Raw genomic sequence first — 15,947 nt, forward strand, 5'->3', positions numbered from 1 at the left:
GAACCACTAATGCGACTCTCGGTACTCGACCTCGTTCCCGTCCGTAGCGACCAGACCACGTCGGACGCCCTGGCCGCCACCGTCGGCGTGGCGAAGAAGGCCGACGACCTCGGCTACACCCGCTATTGGCTGGCCGAACACCACAACATGCCCGCCGTCGCGGCGACCAGCCCGCCGGTGCTCATCGCCTACCTCGCCGCGCAGACGGCCCGCATCCGGCTCGGCTCGGGCGGCGTGATGCTGCCCAACCACGCGCCGCTCGCGGTCGCCGAGCAGTTCGCGCTGCTGGAGGCTGCCGCGCCGGGTCGCATCGACCTGGGGATCGGGCGCGCGCCGGGCAGCGACCCCGTCACCTCGATGATGCTGCGCGGCCCCGCGGGCCGCACCGACGAGGACGTCCAGAAGTTCCCGCAGTACCTCGACGACGTCACCGCACTGATGGGCGCGCATGGCGTCGGAGTGTCCATGCAGGGCCGCAACCTGATGGACCAGAACTACGTGCTCAAGGCGACGCCGGCGGCCACCAGCGAGCCGCGGCTGTGGCTGCTGGGGTCGTCGCTGTACTCCGCGCACCTGGCCGCCGCCAAGGGTCTGCCGTACGTGTTCGCCCACCACTTCGCGGGGCAGGGCACCGAGGAGGCGCTCGCCGTCTACCGCGAGGAGTTCCGGCCCAGCGAGAACCTCGAGCAGCCCACCACCTTCATGACGGTCAACGCCTCCGTCGCGGGCACCCGCGAAGAGGCCGAGGATCTGATGCTGCCGAATCTGCACATGATGGCGCTGCTGCGCACCGGTCAGCCGCTGCGCGCGCTCGACCTCGTCGAGGACGCCCGCGAGATCGGGCTGACGCCGCAGCAGCGGGCCGTGGTCGAATCGGGTCGTCGCCAGGCCATCGTGGGCAATCCCGCCGAGGCGGCCGAGCGGGTGCGCGGGATCGCCGAGCACTTCGGCGTCGACGAGGTCATGGTCAACCCGGTGGCCTCGGCCTATCGCGGCGTCGACCCGGCCACCGCGCCCGCCCGTGAGGACACGCTCGAACTGCTCGCCAAGGAACTGTTCTAGCCGTCAGCTCGGCGTCAGCGCGATGATCGGAATGGTCCGGCTCGTCCGCTTCTGGTAGCCCTCGTAGCGGTGGGAGTTGTTCTCGTTGACCACCTTCCACAGCCGCGCGTAGTCCGGATCGTCGTCGCTGATGATTCGAGCCGTCGCGGGCATGCGCTTGGCGCCGACGTTGATCTCCACCTTCGGCTCGGCCTTGACGTTGAAGTACCAGCCCGGCGCCTTCCGATCGCCGCCGTTCGAGGCGACGACGAGGTACGCGTCGCCGTCGCGGGCGTAGCTCAGCGTGTTGGTGCGCGCGATGCCGGTCTTGGCTCCGACCGTGTGCAGCAGCAGCGACGGCGGTGCCCCGGGAATGCGGTGGCCGATCCTGCCGTCGGTCTTGCGGTAGATCGCGTCGTGCACGCGCAGCAGCGGAATGCCGAGGTAGCGCTCCCACAGGGGCATGTCAGTCATGTCAGCCAGTGTGGCAGGCGCGCCGTCAGTCCGGCAGCCCCGCGAGAGCGTCGCGCAGGATGCGGCCGGTCGCCTCGCGGTCGGGGTCGCGGCGCACCACCAGGCCCTTGGCGAACGACAGCTTGTCGCCGCTGTGCCGGGGCGCCACGTGCAGGTGGATGTGGAACACGCTCTGGAACGCGGCCTTGCCGTCGTTGATGGCGATGTTGTTGCCGTCGGCCTGCAGCTCCGACACCCGGGCCGCGAGGCCGATGCGCTGCCCGATGCGGACCAGGTCGGCGAGCGTCTCGGCCGGTGTGTCGGTGAGGTCGACGGTGTGACGCTTGGGCACCACCAGCGTGTGTCCGCGCACGATGGGGCGGATGTCGAGGAACGCGAGGTAGTCGTCGTCCTCGTAGACCCGGATGCCGGGCGCCTCGCCGGAGACGATGGCGCAGAACACGCATGACATCCCGACACCGTAGCGAGTGGGGTCAGACGTTCTCCTCCGCCCACGCGGCGAGCCTGCGGTCGCGCTCGGCGGCATCGACCTCCTCGACGCGCGTCATCACGGCCCAGCGCTGCCCGAACGGGTCGACGATCGACGCGAACCGGTCGCCGGTGACGAACGTCTGAATTGGCTCGCGCACCGTGGCACCCGCGGCCTGGGCCTTCTCGACGACCGCGTCCGCGTCGGTGCAATAGAACACGATCGAGTGGGTGACCGAATCCGTGCGTTCGACGGCCGCGAGGCCGTAGTCGGGGTTCGGGTCCGACAGCTGCAGGCGCCCGTGCGGAAACTCGAGTTCGGCGTGCGCCACCGTGCCGTTCGAGCCGTCCATCTTCTCGAGCACCGTCGCGCCGAACACCGAGACGTAGAAGTCGATGGCTTCGGCTGCGTCGTCGACGACGAGGAACGGGGTGAGGCTGGTGTAGCCGTGGGGGATCGGTTCGACACTCATGCCGCGAGCCTTCCGCCGGCCCGGGTGCGCGGGCTTGGAAAAACGCGTCAGGCGCCGACGTGCTAACGTGTCTGTAACGATCCTTACAGACAGGAATGCCATGGCGGCGTCGATGACCAAGCGTCAGCAGCAGGGGCAGAGTTCCCGCGAACTCATCCTCGACGCCACCGAGCAACTGATGGCTACCCGCGGCTATGCGGGCACGTCGATCAGTGACATCCGGTCCGCCTGCGGGCTGCCAGCGAGTTCCATCTATTGGCACTTCGGCTCGAAGGAAGGCGTCCTGGCCGCGGTCATGGAGCGCGGTGCCGACCGGTTCTTCGCCGCAATCCCCGGCCACGGCGCCGACGGGCCGGATCCGGTGGACGTCGCGGCTCAACTCGCCGCCACCGCAGGGCTTCTCGCTCAACACCCGGACTTCCTCCGGCTGTTCTTCGTACTCTCGCTCGAACGCAGCGACGACCCTGCGGTCACCGCGGTCGTGCGCCGGGTGCGTGACACCGCCATCGCGGGTTTCCGCGCCGTGATCGCCTCCTTGATGCCCGACGACGCCCCACCGGCGCGGGCTGACGAGGTGGTCGACGAACTCACGGCTCTGGCCGTCGCGCTGTCGGACGGCGTGTTCTTCGCCGATCACCTCGAACCCGATTCGACCGACGTCGACCGGATGTACCGGCGGCTGTTCCAGGCCGTCACCGCACTCATTCCGATCCTGCTGGAGGGACCATGAACGACCGCACCGTGATCATCACCGGCGCCAACGCGGGGTTGGGCCTCGAATGCGCGCGGAGCATCCTCGAGCGCGACGACGCGTGGCACGTCGTGCTCGCGGTGCGCGACCCGCGCCGCGGCGAAGCGGCGGTCACCGAACTCGCGGCGACTCGACGGTGCACGGTGATGCGATGCGATCTCGGCTCGCTGGCGTCCGTCGGTGGGTTCCTCGAGGGGTTCGTCGCCGCCGGTCTGCCACCACTGCAGGCCGTCGTGTGCAATGCCGGCCTGCAGGTGGTGGACGGCACGCAACGGACGGCCGACGGCTTCGAAATGACCTTCGGCGTGAACCATCTCGGGCACTTTGCGCTGATTCGCGGTCTGCTCGAGCACCTCGACGCGCCCGCCCGCATCGTCGTCGTGAGCAGCGGTACCCACGACCCGGCGAAGTTCACCGGGATGCCGAAGCCTGTGTACACGTCGGCCGAGGACTTGGCGCACCCGGCGACCCCCGGTGAGGGACGGCGCCTCTACACCACGTCGAAGCTGTGCAACGTGCTCTTCGCCTACGAACTGGATCGCCGGCTCGGACAAGGCGCCCGCGGTATAACGGTCACCGCCTTCGATCCCGGCCTCATGCCGGGGTCGGGGCTCGCTCGCGAGTACGCGCCACTGCAGAAGTTCCTCTGGCGCTACCTCTTTCCGGTGCTGCGCGTGTTGCCCAACGTGAACAGCAGCCGCGGATCAGGCCGGCGGCTGGCCGCGCTCGCAGTCGATCCGTCGTTCGATGGCGTCACTGGCGCCTACTTCGAAGGCGGCAAGGCCATCCGCTCGTCGGAGGACTCCTATGACGCCGCCAAGGCCCTCGACCTGTGGACCACCAGCGAGCAGTTGGTCGACTCGTAGGCTCGGTGTGTGCCATCCGAGCCCACCGCCACCCCGCAGCTCGGCGTGGTCGGCCGCGCGGCCACCGCGTCGACGTTCGACCTCGACCGCTGGGCGCCGTCCGACGAGGCGGCGCGGTGGGTCGAGAACTTCTGGTCGGTCACGTGGGACCGCACCGGCTGCGAGCCATTCGAGAGCATGGTGATCACCTTTCCGAGCATGCATCTCACCCACGAGTGGGGGACCGACGGCATTCGGCATGGCCACCGGCTGCCCGCAACGCTGATCCACGGTGTCGTGGATACGGTCTTCACGACGACGCTCACACGGCGCGGCGCCGTCGTGGGCGTCCGGTTCCGGCCGGGCGGTTTCGCCGCCCGCTTCGACCGCGATGCCGCCGCCTACACCCGGCGGACGGTGCGTCTGGACGACGAGACCTTCGGCGATGCACTACTTCTCGCCGATGACCGCGATGCGGCTGCCGCCGCGCTCGACGAGGCGATCGCCCGTCACGACCCGGTGCCCGATCCGACCTACGACGCGCTCATCGAGCTGATGGACCGCATGCGCGAGGACGGCGGACTGCACCGCGTCGAGCAGGTCATGGCGATCTCGCCGTGGAGTGCGCGCACCACCCAGCGGGTGTTCCGTCGCTACGTGGGCGTGCCGGTGAAGTGGGTGCTGTGCCGCTACCGGCTGCAGCAGGCGGCGCTGGCGATCGAGACCGACCCGGCACTCGACTTCGCCGACCTCGCCGTCGGCCACGGCTGGTACGACCAGGCGCACTTCATCAACGACTTCCGGTCGATGCTCGGCTGCACTCCCGGCGAGTACGCCGCGCGGCACCGCTAGCGAACGCCGAGCGTGCTCTGGATGTCGGGCAGCATCTGCTGCAGCTGCTGACCCCAGTAGGGCCACGAATGGGTGCCGTTGGGCGGGAAGTTGAACGTGCCGTTGGTGCCACCCGCGGCGAGGTAGGCGTTCTGGTAGTCGCGATTCGACCCGAGGGTAAAGCTCTCGAGGAATTGTTGCGGCAGGCCCGCCACCGCACCGGGCAGATCGCTGGGCGTGCCGCTGCCGCAGTACACCCAGATGCGGGCGCCGGTCGCCACCAGCTGCGCGACGTTGACGGTCGGATCGTTGCGTGCCCACGCCGGATCGGTCCGCGGACCCCACATGGCGTCGGCCTTGAAGCCGCCCGCGTCGTTCATGGCCAAGCCGACGAGCGTCGGCCAGAACCCGTCGGACAGGTGCAGGAAGCCCGACAGCGATGCGGCGTAGCGGAACTGGTCGGGGTAGTAGGTGGCCAGGTTCAGTGCGGTGGAACCGCTCATCGAGAGGCCGACGACGGCGTTGCCGGTTCGCGAGATGCCCTTGTTCTCGGCCAGCCAGGCGGGCAGTTCCTGGGTCAGGAACGTCTCCCACCGGTAGGTCTGAGTGGTGCCGTTGCCGACCGCAGGCTGGTACCAGTCCACGTAGAAGCTGGACATGCCACCGACCGGCATCACCGTCGACAGCCCCGAGTCGAGGAACCACTCGAACGCGGGAGTCTCGATGTCCCAGCCGCTGAAGTCGTCGCGCGCCCGTAGGCCGTCGAGCAGGTACACGGCGTTCGGGCCGCCGCCTTGGAACTCGACGCGGACGTTGCGGCCCATTGCCGCCGACGGCACGTCGAGGTACTCGACGGGAAGACCGGGGCGCGAGAACGCCTGCGCAGGTGCCGGACTCGTGACGCCGACGAGTCCGGCCGTGACGACTAGCGCCAGGCCGATGCCCAGCATTTTCTTGACGAAGCTGGTCATGAATCCGTTCTACTCGCCGAAAGCCATCGACGGAACCCCTCGGCACTACCAAGGTGTTGTCAGACCAGCGCCCGCCACTGCTCGAGCTTGGCGTCGAACGCCATTGTCGCCGCCGGGCTGCTCGACGGGACGCGCACGGCGGGCACGCCCACCCGCACGTGACGCTCGAACAACTCCAGCGCGGCCGACCCGTTGACGACGACCCGGCCGATGCCCGGGTGGTCGCCCAGCAGCGCCTCAATGTCGTTGACGACGGCCGTCTTTCGATCGATGCGGGCGTCGAGGCTGCCTGCCCGGCGACAGCTGTGCAACACGTCCCACAGCGCGACGCCGTGCTCGGTGGCGGCCGTGATCCTGGCCTCGTACGGCGCGTCGGCGTCGAAGCCGAGCACCGCGCCCAGCAACCGCCAGAACTGGTTGCGCGGGTTGGCGTAGTAGCGCCCCGTCGCCAACGACTGCTCGCTGGGGAACGAGCCGAGCACCAGCACGCGGGCACGTGGCCCGACGATGGGCGGCAGCCCTATGCGCATCGGCTCCGGGGAGTCCGTCATGTCAGGAGGGTAGATGAGCCAGGATGTCGGGCATGGCACTCTTCGGTGGCTCAGACGACGACCGCCTCTGAACCCGGGATTTCGGCGCGCTCACCCGCGCTGACCGCGGACGAGCGCGCCGAAATCACGCAGTCAGCTGAGGTGATGCACCTCCTGCAACCCGTAGACGGGTGTGGGGATGCCTTCGTGGCGGGCCTTGAGCTGCAGCGCCAGGTACAGCGAGTAGTGCCGGGACTGGTGCAGGTTGCCGCCGTGGAACCACAGGTTCTCCTGCTGGGTCGGCTTCCACATGTTGCGCTGCTCGCCCTCCCAGGGGCCGGGATCCTTCGTGGTGCCCGACCCCAGTCCCCAGACCTTGCCGACCTTGTCGGCGACGTCCTGACCGATGAGGTCGGCAGCCCAGCCGTTCATCGAGCCGTAGCCGGTGGCGTAGACGACGACGTCTGCGGGCAGCACCGTGCCGTCGGCTAGCACCACGGCATCCTCGGTCAGGTGGTCGACCTGGCCGTGGGCGAGCTTGATGGTGCCGTCAGCGATCAGGTCGGAGGCGCCGACGTCGATGTAGTAGCCCGACCCTCGGCGAAGGTACTTCATGAACAGGCCCGAGCCGTCGTCGCCCCAGTCGAGGTCGAAGCCGGCGGCGGTCAGCCGGTCGTAGAAGTCCTTGTCCCGCTCCCGAATCGCGTCGTAGATCGGGGTCTGGAACTCGTGCATGATCCGGTACGGCAGCGACGCGAACGTCAGATCGGCCTTCTCAGTGGTCATGCCCGACTCGACGGCGCGTTCGGAGTAGAGGTCGCCGAGGCCCAGTTCCATCAGCGAGTCGGACTTCACGATGTGCGTCGAGGACCGTTGCACCATCGTGGTGTCGATCCCGTTCTCCACCAATGCCTTGCAGATGTCGTGCGCCGAGTTGTTGGAGCCGATGACCACGGCGCGCTTGCCGACGTAGCCGTCCGGCCCGGGATGGGCGCTGGAGTGGTGCTGGTCGCCGCGGAAGACGTCCTGGCCGGGAAGCGTGGGGACGTTGGGCTTGCCCGACATGCCGGTGGCCAGCACGAGGTGCTGCGGTCGCAGGGTCACGCGTTCGCCGTCGCGGTCGACCTCGACGGTCCAGCGCTTCTCGGCCTCGTCATAGTACGCCGACAGGCACGACGTCTTCGACCAGTACGGCACCTCCATGACGCGGGTGTAGAACTCGAGCCAGTCGCCGATCTTGTCCTTGGGCGCGAACACCGGCCAGTTCTGCGGGAACGGCAGGTACGGCAGGTGGTCGTACCAGACCGGATCGTGCAGGCACAGCGACTTGTAGCGATTGCGCCACTGGTCGCCGGGCCGCTCGTGGCGGTCGAGCACGATCGCGGGCACGCCGAGTTGCCGCAGTCGCGCCCCAAGCGCGATGCCACCCTGACCGCCGCCCACGACGACGACGTAGGGCTGCTCGGCGTAGCCCAGCGCGGCGAGTTCGTCCTCGCGCTTCTGCGCCCACGAACGGGTGTCTTCGTCGCTGCCGTGCACCGCGCCGAGTACGCGGGACGCGCCCTTGCGTTCCTCGTGGCCCTTGAGTTCCTGAAGCGCGGTCAGGAAGGTCCACGCCTCGTCGCCCTTGAGCCGAAGGTGTCCGGTGCCGCGGCCGACGGCGGTGTCGAACTCGATGAATGCCGACGTGACGCCGTCGCCGTCGTCGGTGGCGGGTTCGCGGGTTCGGAAGTTCGTCGCATCGGTGGTCGCCGCGCGCTCGGCGAGCAGGTCGGCGATCGCGTCGCGGCCCTCGACGGTCTTGAGGTTCCAGGTGAAGGACACCAGGTCGCGCCAGTATGAGTCGAGCGCGAACTTGGCCGCGGCACGTTCGACGTCGCGTGACGCCAGGGCCAGTTCGAAGTCGCGCAGCCAGGAGTCGACGCGCTCCTGCGGCGTGAGGTCGGTGGTGGTCTCGAGCGTTGATGTCATGTGAGCCAGGACACACCGTCAGCGCCGACCTCCACAAGGGCTGCAACCCCCTGCAACTCTTACGTCTGTGCGCCAGGTCACATAGAAACGACTGCATGAGAGCAGCTGTGTACTACGGACCGAACAAGCTCGAGGTCGAGGACGTGCCAGAACCCGAACCCACGGCGGGCACCGTCAAGGTCCGCGTCGGGTTCAACGGGATCTGCGGCACCGATCTGCACGAGTACTACGCGGGCCCGATCTTCGTGCCCACCGAGCCGCACCCGCTCACCGGGCAGCAGATGCCGCTGACGATGGGCCACGAGTTCTCCGGGACGATCACCGCGGTCGGGTCGGGCGTCACCGAATGGGCCGAGGGCGACCGGGTGGCGATCATGCCGCTGTACCGCTGCGGGCACTGTCCCGCCTGCCGGGCGGGCAACTACAACATCTGCGCCCAGATCGGTTTCCACGGCCTGATGTCCGACGGCGGCATGGCCGAGTACACCGTCGTCCCGACCGACATGCTGCACCGCCTGCCGGACAACGTGTCGCTCGAACTGGGCGCGCTGGTCGAGCCGATGTCGGTCGCGTATCACGCGGCGACGCTCGGCGAGCCGAACGCCGACGGCACCTCGATGGTGTTCGGGGCAGGCCCGATCGGGATAGGGCTGTGGTTTGCGTTGCGCGGCAAGGGCGTCGAGGACGTGTTCGTGGTCGAGCCGTCGGCGACGCGGCGCGCGGCGATCGAGGCGCTCGGCGCGCGGACGCTCGATCCGACCGGCCTGGACGTGCCGTCCTTCATCGCCGACCACACCGACGGTCGGGGCGCCGACGCCGTGTACGACGCGGCTGGCGTCGCGCCCGCGGTCGGGACGGCGCTGGCGTGCGTAGGCGCCCGCCGGGCGATGGTCAGCGTCGCGATCTACGAGAAGCCGCTCACCACGCCGCTGCTCAATCTGGTCATGAACGAATCCCGCATCCAGGGGTCGCTCTGCTACACCGCACCCGACTTCGCCGCAGTCATCGACCTGATGTCGCGCGGCGTGTACGACACGACGGGGTGGGTGACGTCGATCGCCATCGACGACGTCATCGAGGAGGGGTTCGAGGCCCTGCACGCAGGCACGAAGATGAAGGTGCTCGTCGACCCGGGGGCGTGAATAACCGCACTGCCAAGGAAGATTCAGCGAGAGGTTCGACATGACCAGATCCATCACGCCACCACTGCTCGACACGGTCGCCTTGGTTACCGGCGCCGGTCGCGGTATAGGGCGCGGCATTGCGCTCGACCTCGCCCGCAACGGTGCCGACGTCGCACTGGTCGACGTCTCGGGGGACGCGATCGCCGCCGTCGCCGAGGAGATCGCCGAGATCGGTTCGAAGACGACGTCATTCGTCGCCGACGTGTCCGATCGTGCGCAGGTGTTCGCTGCCGTCGACCACGCCGCGTCCGCACTCGGCGGATTCGACGTGATGGTGAACAACGCAGGCATCGCCCTCGTCGGACCCATCATGGAGGTGACGCCTGAGGACCTGGCGCGGCTGTGGGCAATCAACGTCGACGGGGTGCTGTGGGGGATTCAGGCCGCGGTCGCCAAGTTCAGGGAACTCGGTTCCACCCCGGGTGAGATCACCGGCAAGATCATCAACGCGTCGTCGATCGCCGGCCACGAGGGCTTCGCGATGCTCGGTCCCTACAGTGCGACGAAGTTCGCCGTGCGCGCGCTCACCCAGGCCGCGGCCAAGGAACACGCCGGCGAGGGGATCACCGTCAACGCTTACTGCCCGGGTGTGGTGGGCACCGAGATGTGGGTGGAGATCGACAAGCGGTTCGCCGAGTTGACCGGCGCCGCGGAGGGGGAGACGTTCGAGAAGTTCGCCGCTACCATCGCGCTCGGCCGACCGGAGACACCCGAGGACGTAGCTGGTTTCGTGTCCTATCTCGCCGGCCCCGGCGCGGACTACATGACAGGCCAGGCCGGACTGATCGACGGAGGCATGGTCTATCGGTGACTTCGTGACACCCGCGTTTGGGCCGAACTGTGACGAGGAGCACAATCGAACGTGATGGCCACGTCCTCGGCGGTACCAGAACCCGCTGTCGCGGCAGGTGACGACCCGCGCAGCTACGCCATGCTGCTGTCGGAGGTCTACGACGCCACGATGGCGGGTCACCGGTCGCCCGCCCGTCCGCGCGGGGTGATCGCCGATTCCTGGAACCGGTTGCTGAACAAGGGAATCGACCCCGACCACCATCACCCGCCGGACGTCGACAGCAGTGGCCTCGACGCGCTGCGCCACGCCTCTGGGCTGTTCGCGGTGCTCGACGACGTCTCCCGCGGACTCGACTCGGTGATCGACGGCGGCGACAACATCCTCGTCGTCGCCGATGCCCGTGGCCGGGTGCTGTGGCGTTACGGCTCGCCGCGGGTGCTGACCAACGCCGACCGGCTGGGCTTCGTCGAGGGCGCCCAGTGGAGTGAGAGCGCCGTCGGCACCAACGCCATCGGTACCGCGCTTGCCTCGCACCGGGCGGTGCAGGTGTTCTCCGCCGAGCACTTCCTGCGCAGCCATCACGCGTGGACCTGTGCAGGCGCTCCGATCAAGGATCCCCGCACCGGTCAGGTTGTCGGCATCGTCGACGTCTCGGGTCCCGCGGCGACGGTGCACCCGACGACGGTGGCGCTCGTCGACCTCGTCGCTCGCCTCGCCGAGTCGCAGTTGCGCGAGGTGCACGACCGGACGTTGAACCGGTTGCGCACCGTCGCCGCCCCGATCCTGGCCCGCGTCGGGCGACCGGCGTTGGCGGTCGACACCGACGGCTGGGTCGCCGCCGTCGACTCGCTGCCCCCGCACAACCGGATCCCGTTGCCGCGCAGTGTCACTCCCGGACGTGCCTGGATACCGTCGCTGGGCGCGTGCGATCTCGAGTCGCTGCCCGGTGGCTGGCTGGTCCGCCTCGCCGAATCCGAAGGCGACGAGGCTGCCGTTCCCTCGCGGGTGACGCTCGATTTGCGCGACGGCGCCGCACCGGTACTCGACGTGGTCGGCCAATTCGGCACGTGGCGGCGGGACATCTCGCCGCGACACGCCGAGATCCTGCACGTGCTGGCCACTCACCGGCAGGGCCGTTCGGCGCCCGAGCTGGCCGACGACCTCTACGGCGACCGATCGCGGGTCGTGACCGTGCGCGCCGAGATGTCGCGACTGCGCAGGCAATACGTTGGGCTGGTGCTCGGCAAGCCCTACCGCTTCCCCGAGTCCGCGGTCGTCGACCTCGTCTACCCCGACGACATGGCGACGGTGCTGCCCGCGTCGACCGCACCGGCCATTCGCGCGGTCCGCGGTATACGTTGACCCCGTGACGGCCGACTTCGACATCGAGTCCTTCGACGTCGAGGCGTCCGGCCTCCTCGACGGCCTCGAGGGCACCGCCCGCGCGGAGCGTGCCGAACTCATTCCCTGGCTGCTGCGCAAGGGCGTGACCGTCGAACAGATCCGCGACGCCTACCAACCCATGCTGCTCGCCTCGCGCCGCATCCTCGGCGACGACGGCCACCTGGTGTCCTCTCGCGAGATCAGTGAGCGGACCGGGATGGACCTCGAGCTACTGCAGCGCCTGCAACGGGCGAGCGGGCTGCCGCGGGTCGACGATCCCGACGCCGAGGTGCAGATGCGCATCGACGGCGAGGCGCTGAGCTACGCGCAGCAGTTCATCGAGCTGGGGTTCACGGCCGACCAGATCGTGCTCGTCGTCCAGGTGCTCACCGAGGGTCTGTCCCGCGCGGCCGACGTCATGCGCTTCGCGGCGTTGCAGGCGGTCAGCGAACCGGGGGCCACCGAACTGGACGTCGCCGAGCGCACCGAGTCGCTGCTGTTGAAGGTGGCGCCGCTGCTCGGCCCGATGATCGCGGACATGCTGCGCCTGCAGCTGCTGCATCTGATGGAGACAGAAGCGGTCAGCGCAGGTGAGCGCGCGGAGGGCATTCCGCTGCCCGGCGCGCGCGAGGTGACGATCGCGTTCGCCGACCTCGTCGGCTTCACCCGGCTGGGCGAGGTGGTGCCGCCGGAGGATCTCGAGCAGCTCGCGCACAGGTTGACCGACGTGGCCCGCGAGGTGGCCGAGCCGCCGGTCCGGTACGTCAAGAGCATCGGCGACGAGGTGATGCTGGTGAGCACGGACCCGGCGGCAATGCTCGACGCGATGCTCTCGCTGGTCGAGGCCACTGAAGCCATCGAGGACTTCCCGCGCCTGCGCACGGGCCTCGCGACGGGGCTGGCCGTCAGCCGCGCGGGGGATTGGTTCGGCGGATCGGTCAACCTCGCGGCGCGCGTGACGACTGCCGCGCGGCCGGGCGCGATCCTGGTCGCCGAGGCGACGCGCGAGGCGATCGGCGACGACCCGCGCTTCGACTGGTCCTTCGCCGGCGCGCGGAAGCTCAAGCACATCAAGGACGACGTGAAGCTGTTCCGCGCCAGGCGGGCCGCGCACTCTTCGGATTGAGATGGCGCCGAGGGCGCGAAAGTGCGAGTGGGCATGACTCTGGACGCTCACTCAACGTTCGCACGCGATGCGGGGGCCTAAGGTGGGTGATCGAACGATGGGAGCAGGAAATGAGTAATCGGCCGCAGACCGCCACTGTCGCGGACTTCCTTGCCGCGCGGCCGGTTACACGCGCCGAGGTGTTCGCCGACCCGTGCCCGGTGCCCGAGGCGCCAGGTGCGTACGGCTGGTGGTTTCGCGAGGTACCGGGTTCGATCGACACGTCCGGCTGTCAGCAACGCGACGGCCTGACCCTGCTCTACGTCGGGATCAGCCAGGGACCACCTCCGGCCAACGGCAAGCCGCGGAGCAAGCAGGATCTCCGCAAGCGCATCAGGTATCACTTCGGTGGCGGCAACGCCAACGCCGAGGGGTCCACGTTGCGCAAGACACTTGGTCTGCTCCTCGCCGAAGACCTCGGCATCGAACTGCGGCGCATTGGATCCGGCGAACGCATGACGTTCGCGGGTGGTGAATCGGTCCTCAGCTCATGGATGGACGAGAACGCGCTCGTGTCGTGGGTGGTTCACGCAGAGCCGTGGAAGCTTGAAGCCGAGTTGATGCGAACGCTGGACGTGCCCTTCAACATCCGGGGCAACGAGGGCAACGCATTCCACCCGGAACTGAAGAGGATTCGCCGCGAGGGCGCAGCGCGCGCCAACAAGCAGCGCATTCTCAAGGAGTGGTGACGTCGGCTACCGCCCTGGCGTGAACCGGCGCAGCCGCAGGCTGTTGGTGACGACGAAGACCGAGCTGAATGCCATTGCGGCGCTGGCGATCATCGGGTTCAGCAAACCGAACGCCGCCAGCGGGATGGCCGCCACGTTGTAGGCGAACGCCCAGAACAGGTTGCCCTTGATCGTCCGCCGGGTGGCCCGTGACAGACGGATCGCGTCGGGGACCGCGCGCAGGTCGCCGGTGACCAGGGTCAGATCAGATGCCTCGATCGCCACGTCGGTCCCCGTGCCCATCGCGAGCCCGAGGTCGGCCTGGGCCAACGCCGCGGCATCGTTGACGCCGTCGCCGACCATCGCGACCACCTTGCCGTCGGCCTGCAGCTTCTTGACGTGGTCGACCTTGTCGGAGGGCAGCACCTCGGCGATGACGTCTTCGATGCCGACCGTGGCGGCAACCGTGCGTGCGGCGCGCTCGTTGTCGCCGGTCAGCAGGATCGGGGTCAGGCCGAGGTCACGCAGGCTCGAGATGGCCTGCGCCGCAGACTCCTTCACGGCATCGGCGACGACGAAGACGGCGCTGATGGCGTCGTCGACGGCCAGCCACACCGGTGTCTGGCCGCGTTGCTCGGCGTCCTCGGCTGCCTTCAGCAGGTCCTCGGGTGCGGTCAGCTCGTGCGCGTCGCGCAGCCAGGACAACCGGCCGGCGACCAGGCGCCTGCCCGACACGATGCCCGTGACGCCCAACCCACCGTGGTTGACGAAGTCGGTGACCTCGGACAGCGGTCCGACTGCGTCGGCGGCATGTGCGGCGATGGCGCGCGCGATCGGGTGCTCCGACGCGCTCTCCAGCGCTCCACCCAGTTCCAGCAGCTCGGGGTCGGCGGGGTGCGCCGCGACGACCGTCATGCGGCCCGTGGTGATCGTGCCGGTCTTGTCGAGGACCACGGTGTCGATCCGACGGGTCGACTCCAGCACCTGCGGGCCCTTGATCAGGATGCCGAGCTGGGCGCCGCGGCCGGTGCCGACGAGCAGGGCCGTCGGCGTCGCCAGGCCCAGCGCGCACGGGCACGCGATGATGAGGACCGCGACGGCGGCGGTGAAGGCCGCGCTCGCCGAACCACCCGCCAGCAGCCATCCGACGAGCGTCAGCGCCGAGAGCCCGATCACCACGGGCACGAACACCGCCGACACCCGGTCGGCCAGCCGCTGGACGTCGGCCTTGCCGCTCTGCGCATCGGCGACGAGGCGGGCCATCTGGGCCAGCGCGGTGTCGGTGCCGACGCGGGTGGCGCGCACCCGCAGCAGGCCCGCGACGTTCACGGTGGCGCCGACGACGTCGTCGCCCGGTTCGACCTCGACCGGCACGGATTCGCCGGTGAGCAGCGCGGCGTCCACCGCGGACGTGCCACTGACCACGACGCCGTCGGTCGCGATCTTCTCGCCGGGGCGCACCAGGAACTCGTCACCGACCGCGAGGGCCGATATGGGCACCCGGGTCTCGCCGCCGTCGGAGACGACTGCGACGTCCTTGGCGCCCATGTCGAGCAGCGCCCGCAGTGCCGCACCGGACTGCCGCTTGGCGCGGGACTCGAAGAATCGGCCCGTCAGCACCAGCGTCGTGACGACTGCGGCGACCTCGAGGTAGAGGTGCGGATGGTGGGCCCCGGAGGTGACCAGCTCCCACGTCGACCACAGGTAGGCGGCCAGCACGCCGACCGAGATCAGGGTGTCCATGGTGGCGGCGCCGTGGCGCAGATTCGTCCAGGTCGCGCGGTGGAACGGAAGCGCACCCCAAGCCACGACCGGCGTGGTGAGCGCGAAAGCGACCCAGGCCCAGTTCGCGAACTGCAGCGCAGGCACCATCGACAGCAGTAGTACGGGAACGCTCAGTACCGCCGACACCACCAGGCGGGGCAGGTACGACTCGTCGGTATTGGGCTCGGCGTCCTCGGTGGTCGGCAGCGTTGCGGTGTAGCCCGTGGCTTGCACCGCGGCGACCAGGTCGTCGGGTGTCACGGTGTCGGGGAACCGAACCGCAGCCTGTTCGGTGGCGAAGTTGACGCTGGCCTGCACGCCGTCGATCTTGTTCAGCCGCTTCTCGATTCGAGCAGCACACGACGAGCAGGTCATCCCGCCGACGTCGAGCGTGACGCTGGACGTGCTCATGCTGCTACGTCGTATCCGGCGTCCTCGATCGCCACGGTGACGGCATCCGGGTCGGGCGTACCCTCGACCCGCACCGATCCCGCCTCGAGGTCGACGTCGACTCCCGTGACGCCGGGCAGCGCCGATACCGCCGACGTGATCGCCGAGACGCAGTGGCCGCACGTCATGCCGCTCACTTCAAGAACCATGCTCATGACCCGAGTGTATACCCATAGGGGGTATGG

At 69.0% G+C, this 15,947-nt stretch carries 17 protein-coding genes; 9 read left to right on the forward strand and 8 right to left on the reverse strand.

What is annotated here, in order from left to right; translation table 11 throughout:
• Nucleotides 1-9: 9 nt before the first annotated feature.
• On the forward strand, nucleotides 10-1,062 hold the full coding sequence (locus LOK44_RS22245; RefSeq protein WP_237572265.1) for an LLM class flavin-dependent oxidoreductase: 1,053 nt from the start codon (nucleotides 10-12) through the stop codon (nucleotides 1,060-1,062).
• A 3-nt stretch (nucleotides 1,063-1,065) separates the two neighbouring features.
• Here the strand turns inward: LOK44_RS22245 and LOK44_RS22250 are convergent, their stop codons facing one another.
• The 3 genes from LOK44_RS22250 to LOK44_RS22260 are packed head-to-tail and all read right to left on the reverse strand — an operon-like array spanning nucleotide 1,066 to nucleotide 2,456.
• Nucleotides 1,066-1,515, reverse strand: coding sequence for a nitroreductase family deazaflavin-dependent oxidoreductase (locus tag LOK44_RS22250; protein WP_237572266.1), 450 nt, complete (start codon nucleotides 1,513-1,515; stop codon nucleotides 1,066-1,068).
• Nucleotides 1,516-1,540: 25 nt separating this feature from the next.
• Nucleotides 1,541-1,966 carry an HIT family protein gene (locus LOK44_RS22255; protein ID WP_237572267.1) on the reverse strand — a complete coding sequence of 142 codons (426 nt, stop codon included), beginning with the start codon at nucleotides 1,964-1,966 and terminating at the stop codon, nucleotides 1,541-1,543.
• A 22-nt stretch (nucleotides 1,967-1,988) separates the two neighbouring features.
• Nucleotides 1,989-2,456, reverse strand: coding sequence for a VOC family protein (locus tag LOK44_RS22260; RefSeq protein ID WP_237572268.1), 468 nt, complete (start codon nucleotides 2,454-2,456; stop codon nucleotides 1,989-1,991).
• A 100-nt stretch (nucleotides 2,457-2,556) separates the two neighbouring features.
• On the opposite strand from LOK44_RS22260, the gene LOK44_RS22265 reads away from it, so the two are divergent.
• From LOK44_RS22265 to LOK44_RS22275, 3 genes are read left to right on the forward strand one after another with little or no spacing between them, the layout of a single operon-like run.
• Complete coding sequence (locus LOK44_RS22265) at nucleotides 2,557-3,186, forward strand: TetR/AcrR family transcriptional regulator (RefSeq protein ID WP_372481292.1); 630 nt, start codon at nucleotides 2,557-2,559, stop codon at nucleotides 3,184-3,186.
• Nucleotides 3,183-4,073 carry an SDR family NAD(P)-dependent oxidoreductase gene (locus LOK44_RS22270; protein ID WP_237572270.1) on the forward strand — a complete coding sequence of 297 codons (891 nt, stop codon included), beginning with the start codon at nucleotides 3,183-3,185 and terminating at the stop codon, nucleotides 4,071-4,073. The genes LOK44_RS22265 and LOK44_RS22270 overlap by 4 nt, the downstream gene beginning before the upstream one ends.
• A 45-nt stretch (nucleotides 4,074-4,118) precedes the next feature.
• Nucleotides 4,119-4,904 carry an AraC family transcriptional regulator gene (locus LOK44_RS22275; RefSeq protein WP_237572360.1) on the forward strand — a complete coding sequence of 262 codons (786 nt, stop codon included), beginning with the start codon at nucleotides 4,119-4,121 and terminating at the stop codon, nucleotides 4,902-4,904.
• Here LOK44_RS22275 and LOK44_RS22280 read toward each other — a convergent pair.
• From LOK44_RS22280 to LOK44_RS22290, 3 genes are all read right to left on the reverse strand, one after another.
• Nucleotides 4,901-5,854: an alpha/beta hydrolase gene (locus LOK44_RS22280; protein ID WP_283817884.1), complete on the reverse strand. Its 954-nt coding sequence runs from the start codon at nucleotides 5,852-5,854 to the stop codon at nucleotides 4,901-4,903. The two genes, LOK44_RS22275 and LOK44_RS22280, sit on opposite strands and share 4 nt — an antisense overlap.
• A gap of 59 nt (nucleotides 5,855-5,913) precedes the next feature.
• The gene (locus LOK44_RS22285) at nucleotides 5,914-6,405 is read right to left on the reverse strand and encodes a DNA-deoxyinosine glycosylase (RefSeq protein WP_237572271.1); all 492 of its coding nucleotides are present in this window, start codon (nucleotides 6,403-6,405) and stop codon (nucleotides 5,914-5,916) included.
• Nucleotides 6,406-6,537: 132 nt separating this feature from the next.
• The gene (locus tag LOK44_RS22290) at nucleotides 6,538-8,355 is read right to left on the reverse strand and encodes a flavin-containing monooxygenase (RefSeq protein ID WP_237572272.1); all 1,818 of its coding nucleotides are present in this window, start codon (nucleotides 8,353-8,355) and stop codon (nucleotides 6,538-6,540) included.
• Nucleotides 8,356-8,450: 95 nt separating this feature from the next.
• Between LOK44_RS22290 and LOK44_RS22295 the strand changes: the two genes are divergently transcribed.
• The 5 genes from LOK44_RS22295 to LOK44_RS22315 all read left to right on the forward strand — a co-directional run bounded on the left by LOK44_RS22295 (nucleotide 8,451) and on the right by LOK44_RS22315 (nucleotide 13,569).
• Complete coding sequence (locus tag LOK44_RS22295; protein WP_237572273.1) at nucleotides 8,451-9,497, forward strand: 2,3-butanediol dehydrogenase; 1,047 nt, start codon at nucleotides 8,451-8,453, stop codon at nucleotides 9,495-9,497.
• A gap of 40 nt (nucleotides 9,498-9,537) precedes the next feature.
• A complete protein-coding gene (locus LOK44_RS22300; protein ID WP_237572274.1) occupies nucleotides 9,538-10,350 on the forward strand; it encodes an acetoin reductase in 813 nt (270 codons plus the stop codon).
• A 54-nt stretch (nucleotides 10,351-10,404) separates the two neighbouring features.
• Complete coding sequence (locus tag LOK44_RS22305) at nucleotides 10,405-11,694, forward strand: helix-turn-helix domain-containing protein (RefSeq protein WP_237572275.1); 1,290 nt, start codon at nucleotides 10,405-10,407, stop codon at nucleotides 11,692-11,694.
• 4 nt (nucleotides 11,695-11,698) lie between these two features.
• Nucleotides 11,699-12,841 carry an adenylate/guanylate cyclase domain-containing protein gene (locus LOK44_RS22310; RefSeq protein WP_237572276.1) on the forward strand — a complete coding sequence of 381 codons (1,143 nt, stop codon included), beginning with the start codon at nucleotides 11,699-11,701 and terminating at the stop codon, nucleotides 12,839-12,841.
• Between the two features lie 110 nt (nucleotides 12,842-12,951).
• On the forward strand, nucleotides 12,952-13,569 hold the full coding sequence (locus tag LOK44_RS22315) for a GIY-YIG nuclease family protein (protein ID WP_237572277.1): 618 nt from the start codon (nucleotides 12,952-12,954) through the stop codon (nucleotides 13,567-13,569).
• A gap of 6 nt (nucleotides 13,570-13,575) precedes the next feature.
• On the opposite strand, the gene LOK44_RS22320 is transcribed toward LOK44_RS22315, so the two are convergent.
• Nucleotides 13,576-15,723 carry a heavy metal translocating P-type ATPase gene (locus tag LOK44_RS22320; RefSeq protein ID WP_237572278.1) on the reverse strand — a complete coding sequence of 716 codons (2,148 nt, stop codon included), beginning with the start codon at nucleotides 15,721-15,723 and terminating at the stop codon, nucleotides 13,576-13,578.
• Nucleotides 15,720-15,917 (reverse strand): cation transporter, encoded by a 198-nt coding sequence (locus LOK44_RS22325; RefSeq protein ID WP_237572279.1) that lies wholly within the window; start codon nucleotides 15,915-15,917, stop codon nucleotides 15,720-15,722. Before LOK44_RS22325 ends, LOK44_RS22320 begins: the two co-directional genes overlap by 4 nt.
• Between the last annotated feature and the right edge of the window lie 30 nt (nucleotides 15,918-15,947).

It is taken from the genome of Mycolicibacterium lacusdiani, assembly GCF_021916785.1.
GTDB lineage: Bacteria > Actinomycetota > Actinomycetes > Mycobacteriales > Mycobacteriaceae > Mycobacterium > Mycobacterium lacusdiani.

Excerpts from the sequence above, each read along its gene's own strand:
- LOK44_RS22245 (WP_237572265.1), top strand. The coding sequence starts at position 10 with ATGCGACTCTCGGTACTCGACCTCGTTCCCGTCCGTAGCGACCAGACC.
- LOK44_RS22250 (WP_237572266.1), bottom strand. The coding sequence starts at position 1,515 with ATGACTGACATGCCCCTGTGGGAGCGCTACCTCGGCATTCCGCTGCTG.
- LOK44_RS22255 (WP_237572267.1), bottom strand. The coding sequence starts at position 1,966 with ATGTCATGCGTGTTCTGCGCCATCGTCTCCGGCGAGGCGCCCGGCATC.
- LOK44_RS22260 (WP_237572268.1), bottom strand. The coding sequence starts at position 2,456 with ATGAGTGTCGAACCGATCCCCCACGGCTACACCAGCCTCACCCCGTTC.
- LOK44_RS22265 (WP_372481292.1), top strand. The coding sequence starts at position 2,557 with ATGGCGGCGTCGATGACCAAGCGTCAGCAGCAGGGGCAGAGTTCCCGC.
- LOK44_RS22270 (WP_237572270.1), top strand. The coding sequence starts at position 3,183 with ATGAACGACCGCACCGTGATCATCACCGGCGCCAACGCGGGGTTGGGC.
- LOK44_RS22280 (WP_283817884.1), bottom strand. The coding sequence starts at position 5,854 with ATGACCAGCTTCGTCAAGAAAATGCTGGGCATCGGCCTGGCGCTAGTC.
- LOK44_RS22285 (WP_237572271.1), bottom strand. The coding sequence starts at position 6,405 with ATGACGGACTCCCCGGAGCCGATGCGCATAGGGCTGCCGCCCATCGTC.
- LOK44_RS22290 (WP_237572272.1), bottom strand. The coding sequence starts at position 8,355 with ATGACATCAACGCTCGAGACCACCACCGACCTCACGCCGCAGGAGCGC.
- LOK44_RS22295 (WP_237572273.1), top strand. The coding sequence starts at position 8,451 with ATGAGAGCAGCTGTGTACTACGGACCGAACAAGCTCGAGGTCGAGGAC.
- LOK44_RS22300 (WP_237572274.1), top strand. The coding sequence starts at position 9,538 with ATGACCAGATCCATCACGCCACCACTGCTCGACACGGTCGCCTTGGTT.
- LOK44_RS22305 (WP_237572275.1), top strand. The coding sequence starts at position 10,405 with ATGGCCACGTCCTCGGCGGTACCAGAACCCGCTGTCGCGGCAGGTGAC.
- LOK44_RS22315 (WP_237572277.1), top strand. The coding sequence starts at position 12,952 with ATGAGTAATCGGCCGCAGACCGCCACTGTCGCGGACTTCCTTGCCGCG.
- LOK44_RS22320 (WP_237572278.1), bottom strand. The coding sequence starts at position 15,723 with ATGAGCACGTCCAGCGTCACGCTCGACGTCGGCGGGATGACCTGCTCG.
- LOK44_RS22325 (WP_237572279.1), bottom strand. The coding sequence starts at position 15,917 with ATGAGCATGGTTCTTGAAGTGAGCGGCATGACGTGCGGCCACTGCGTC.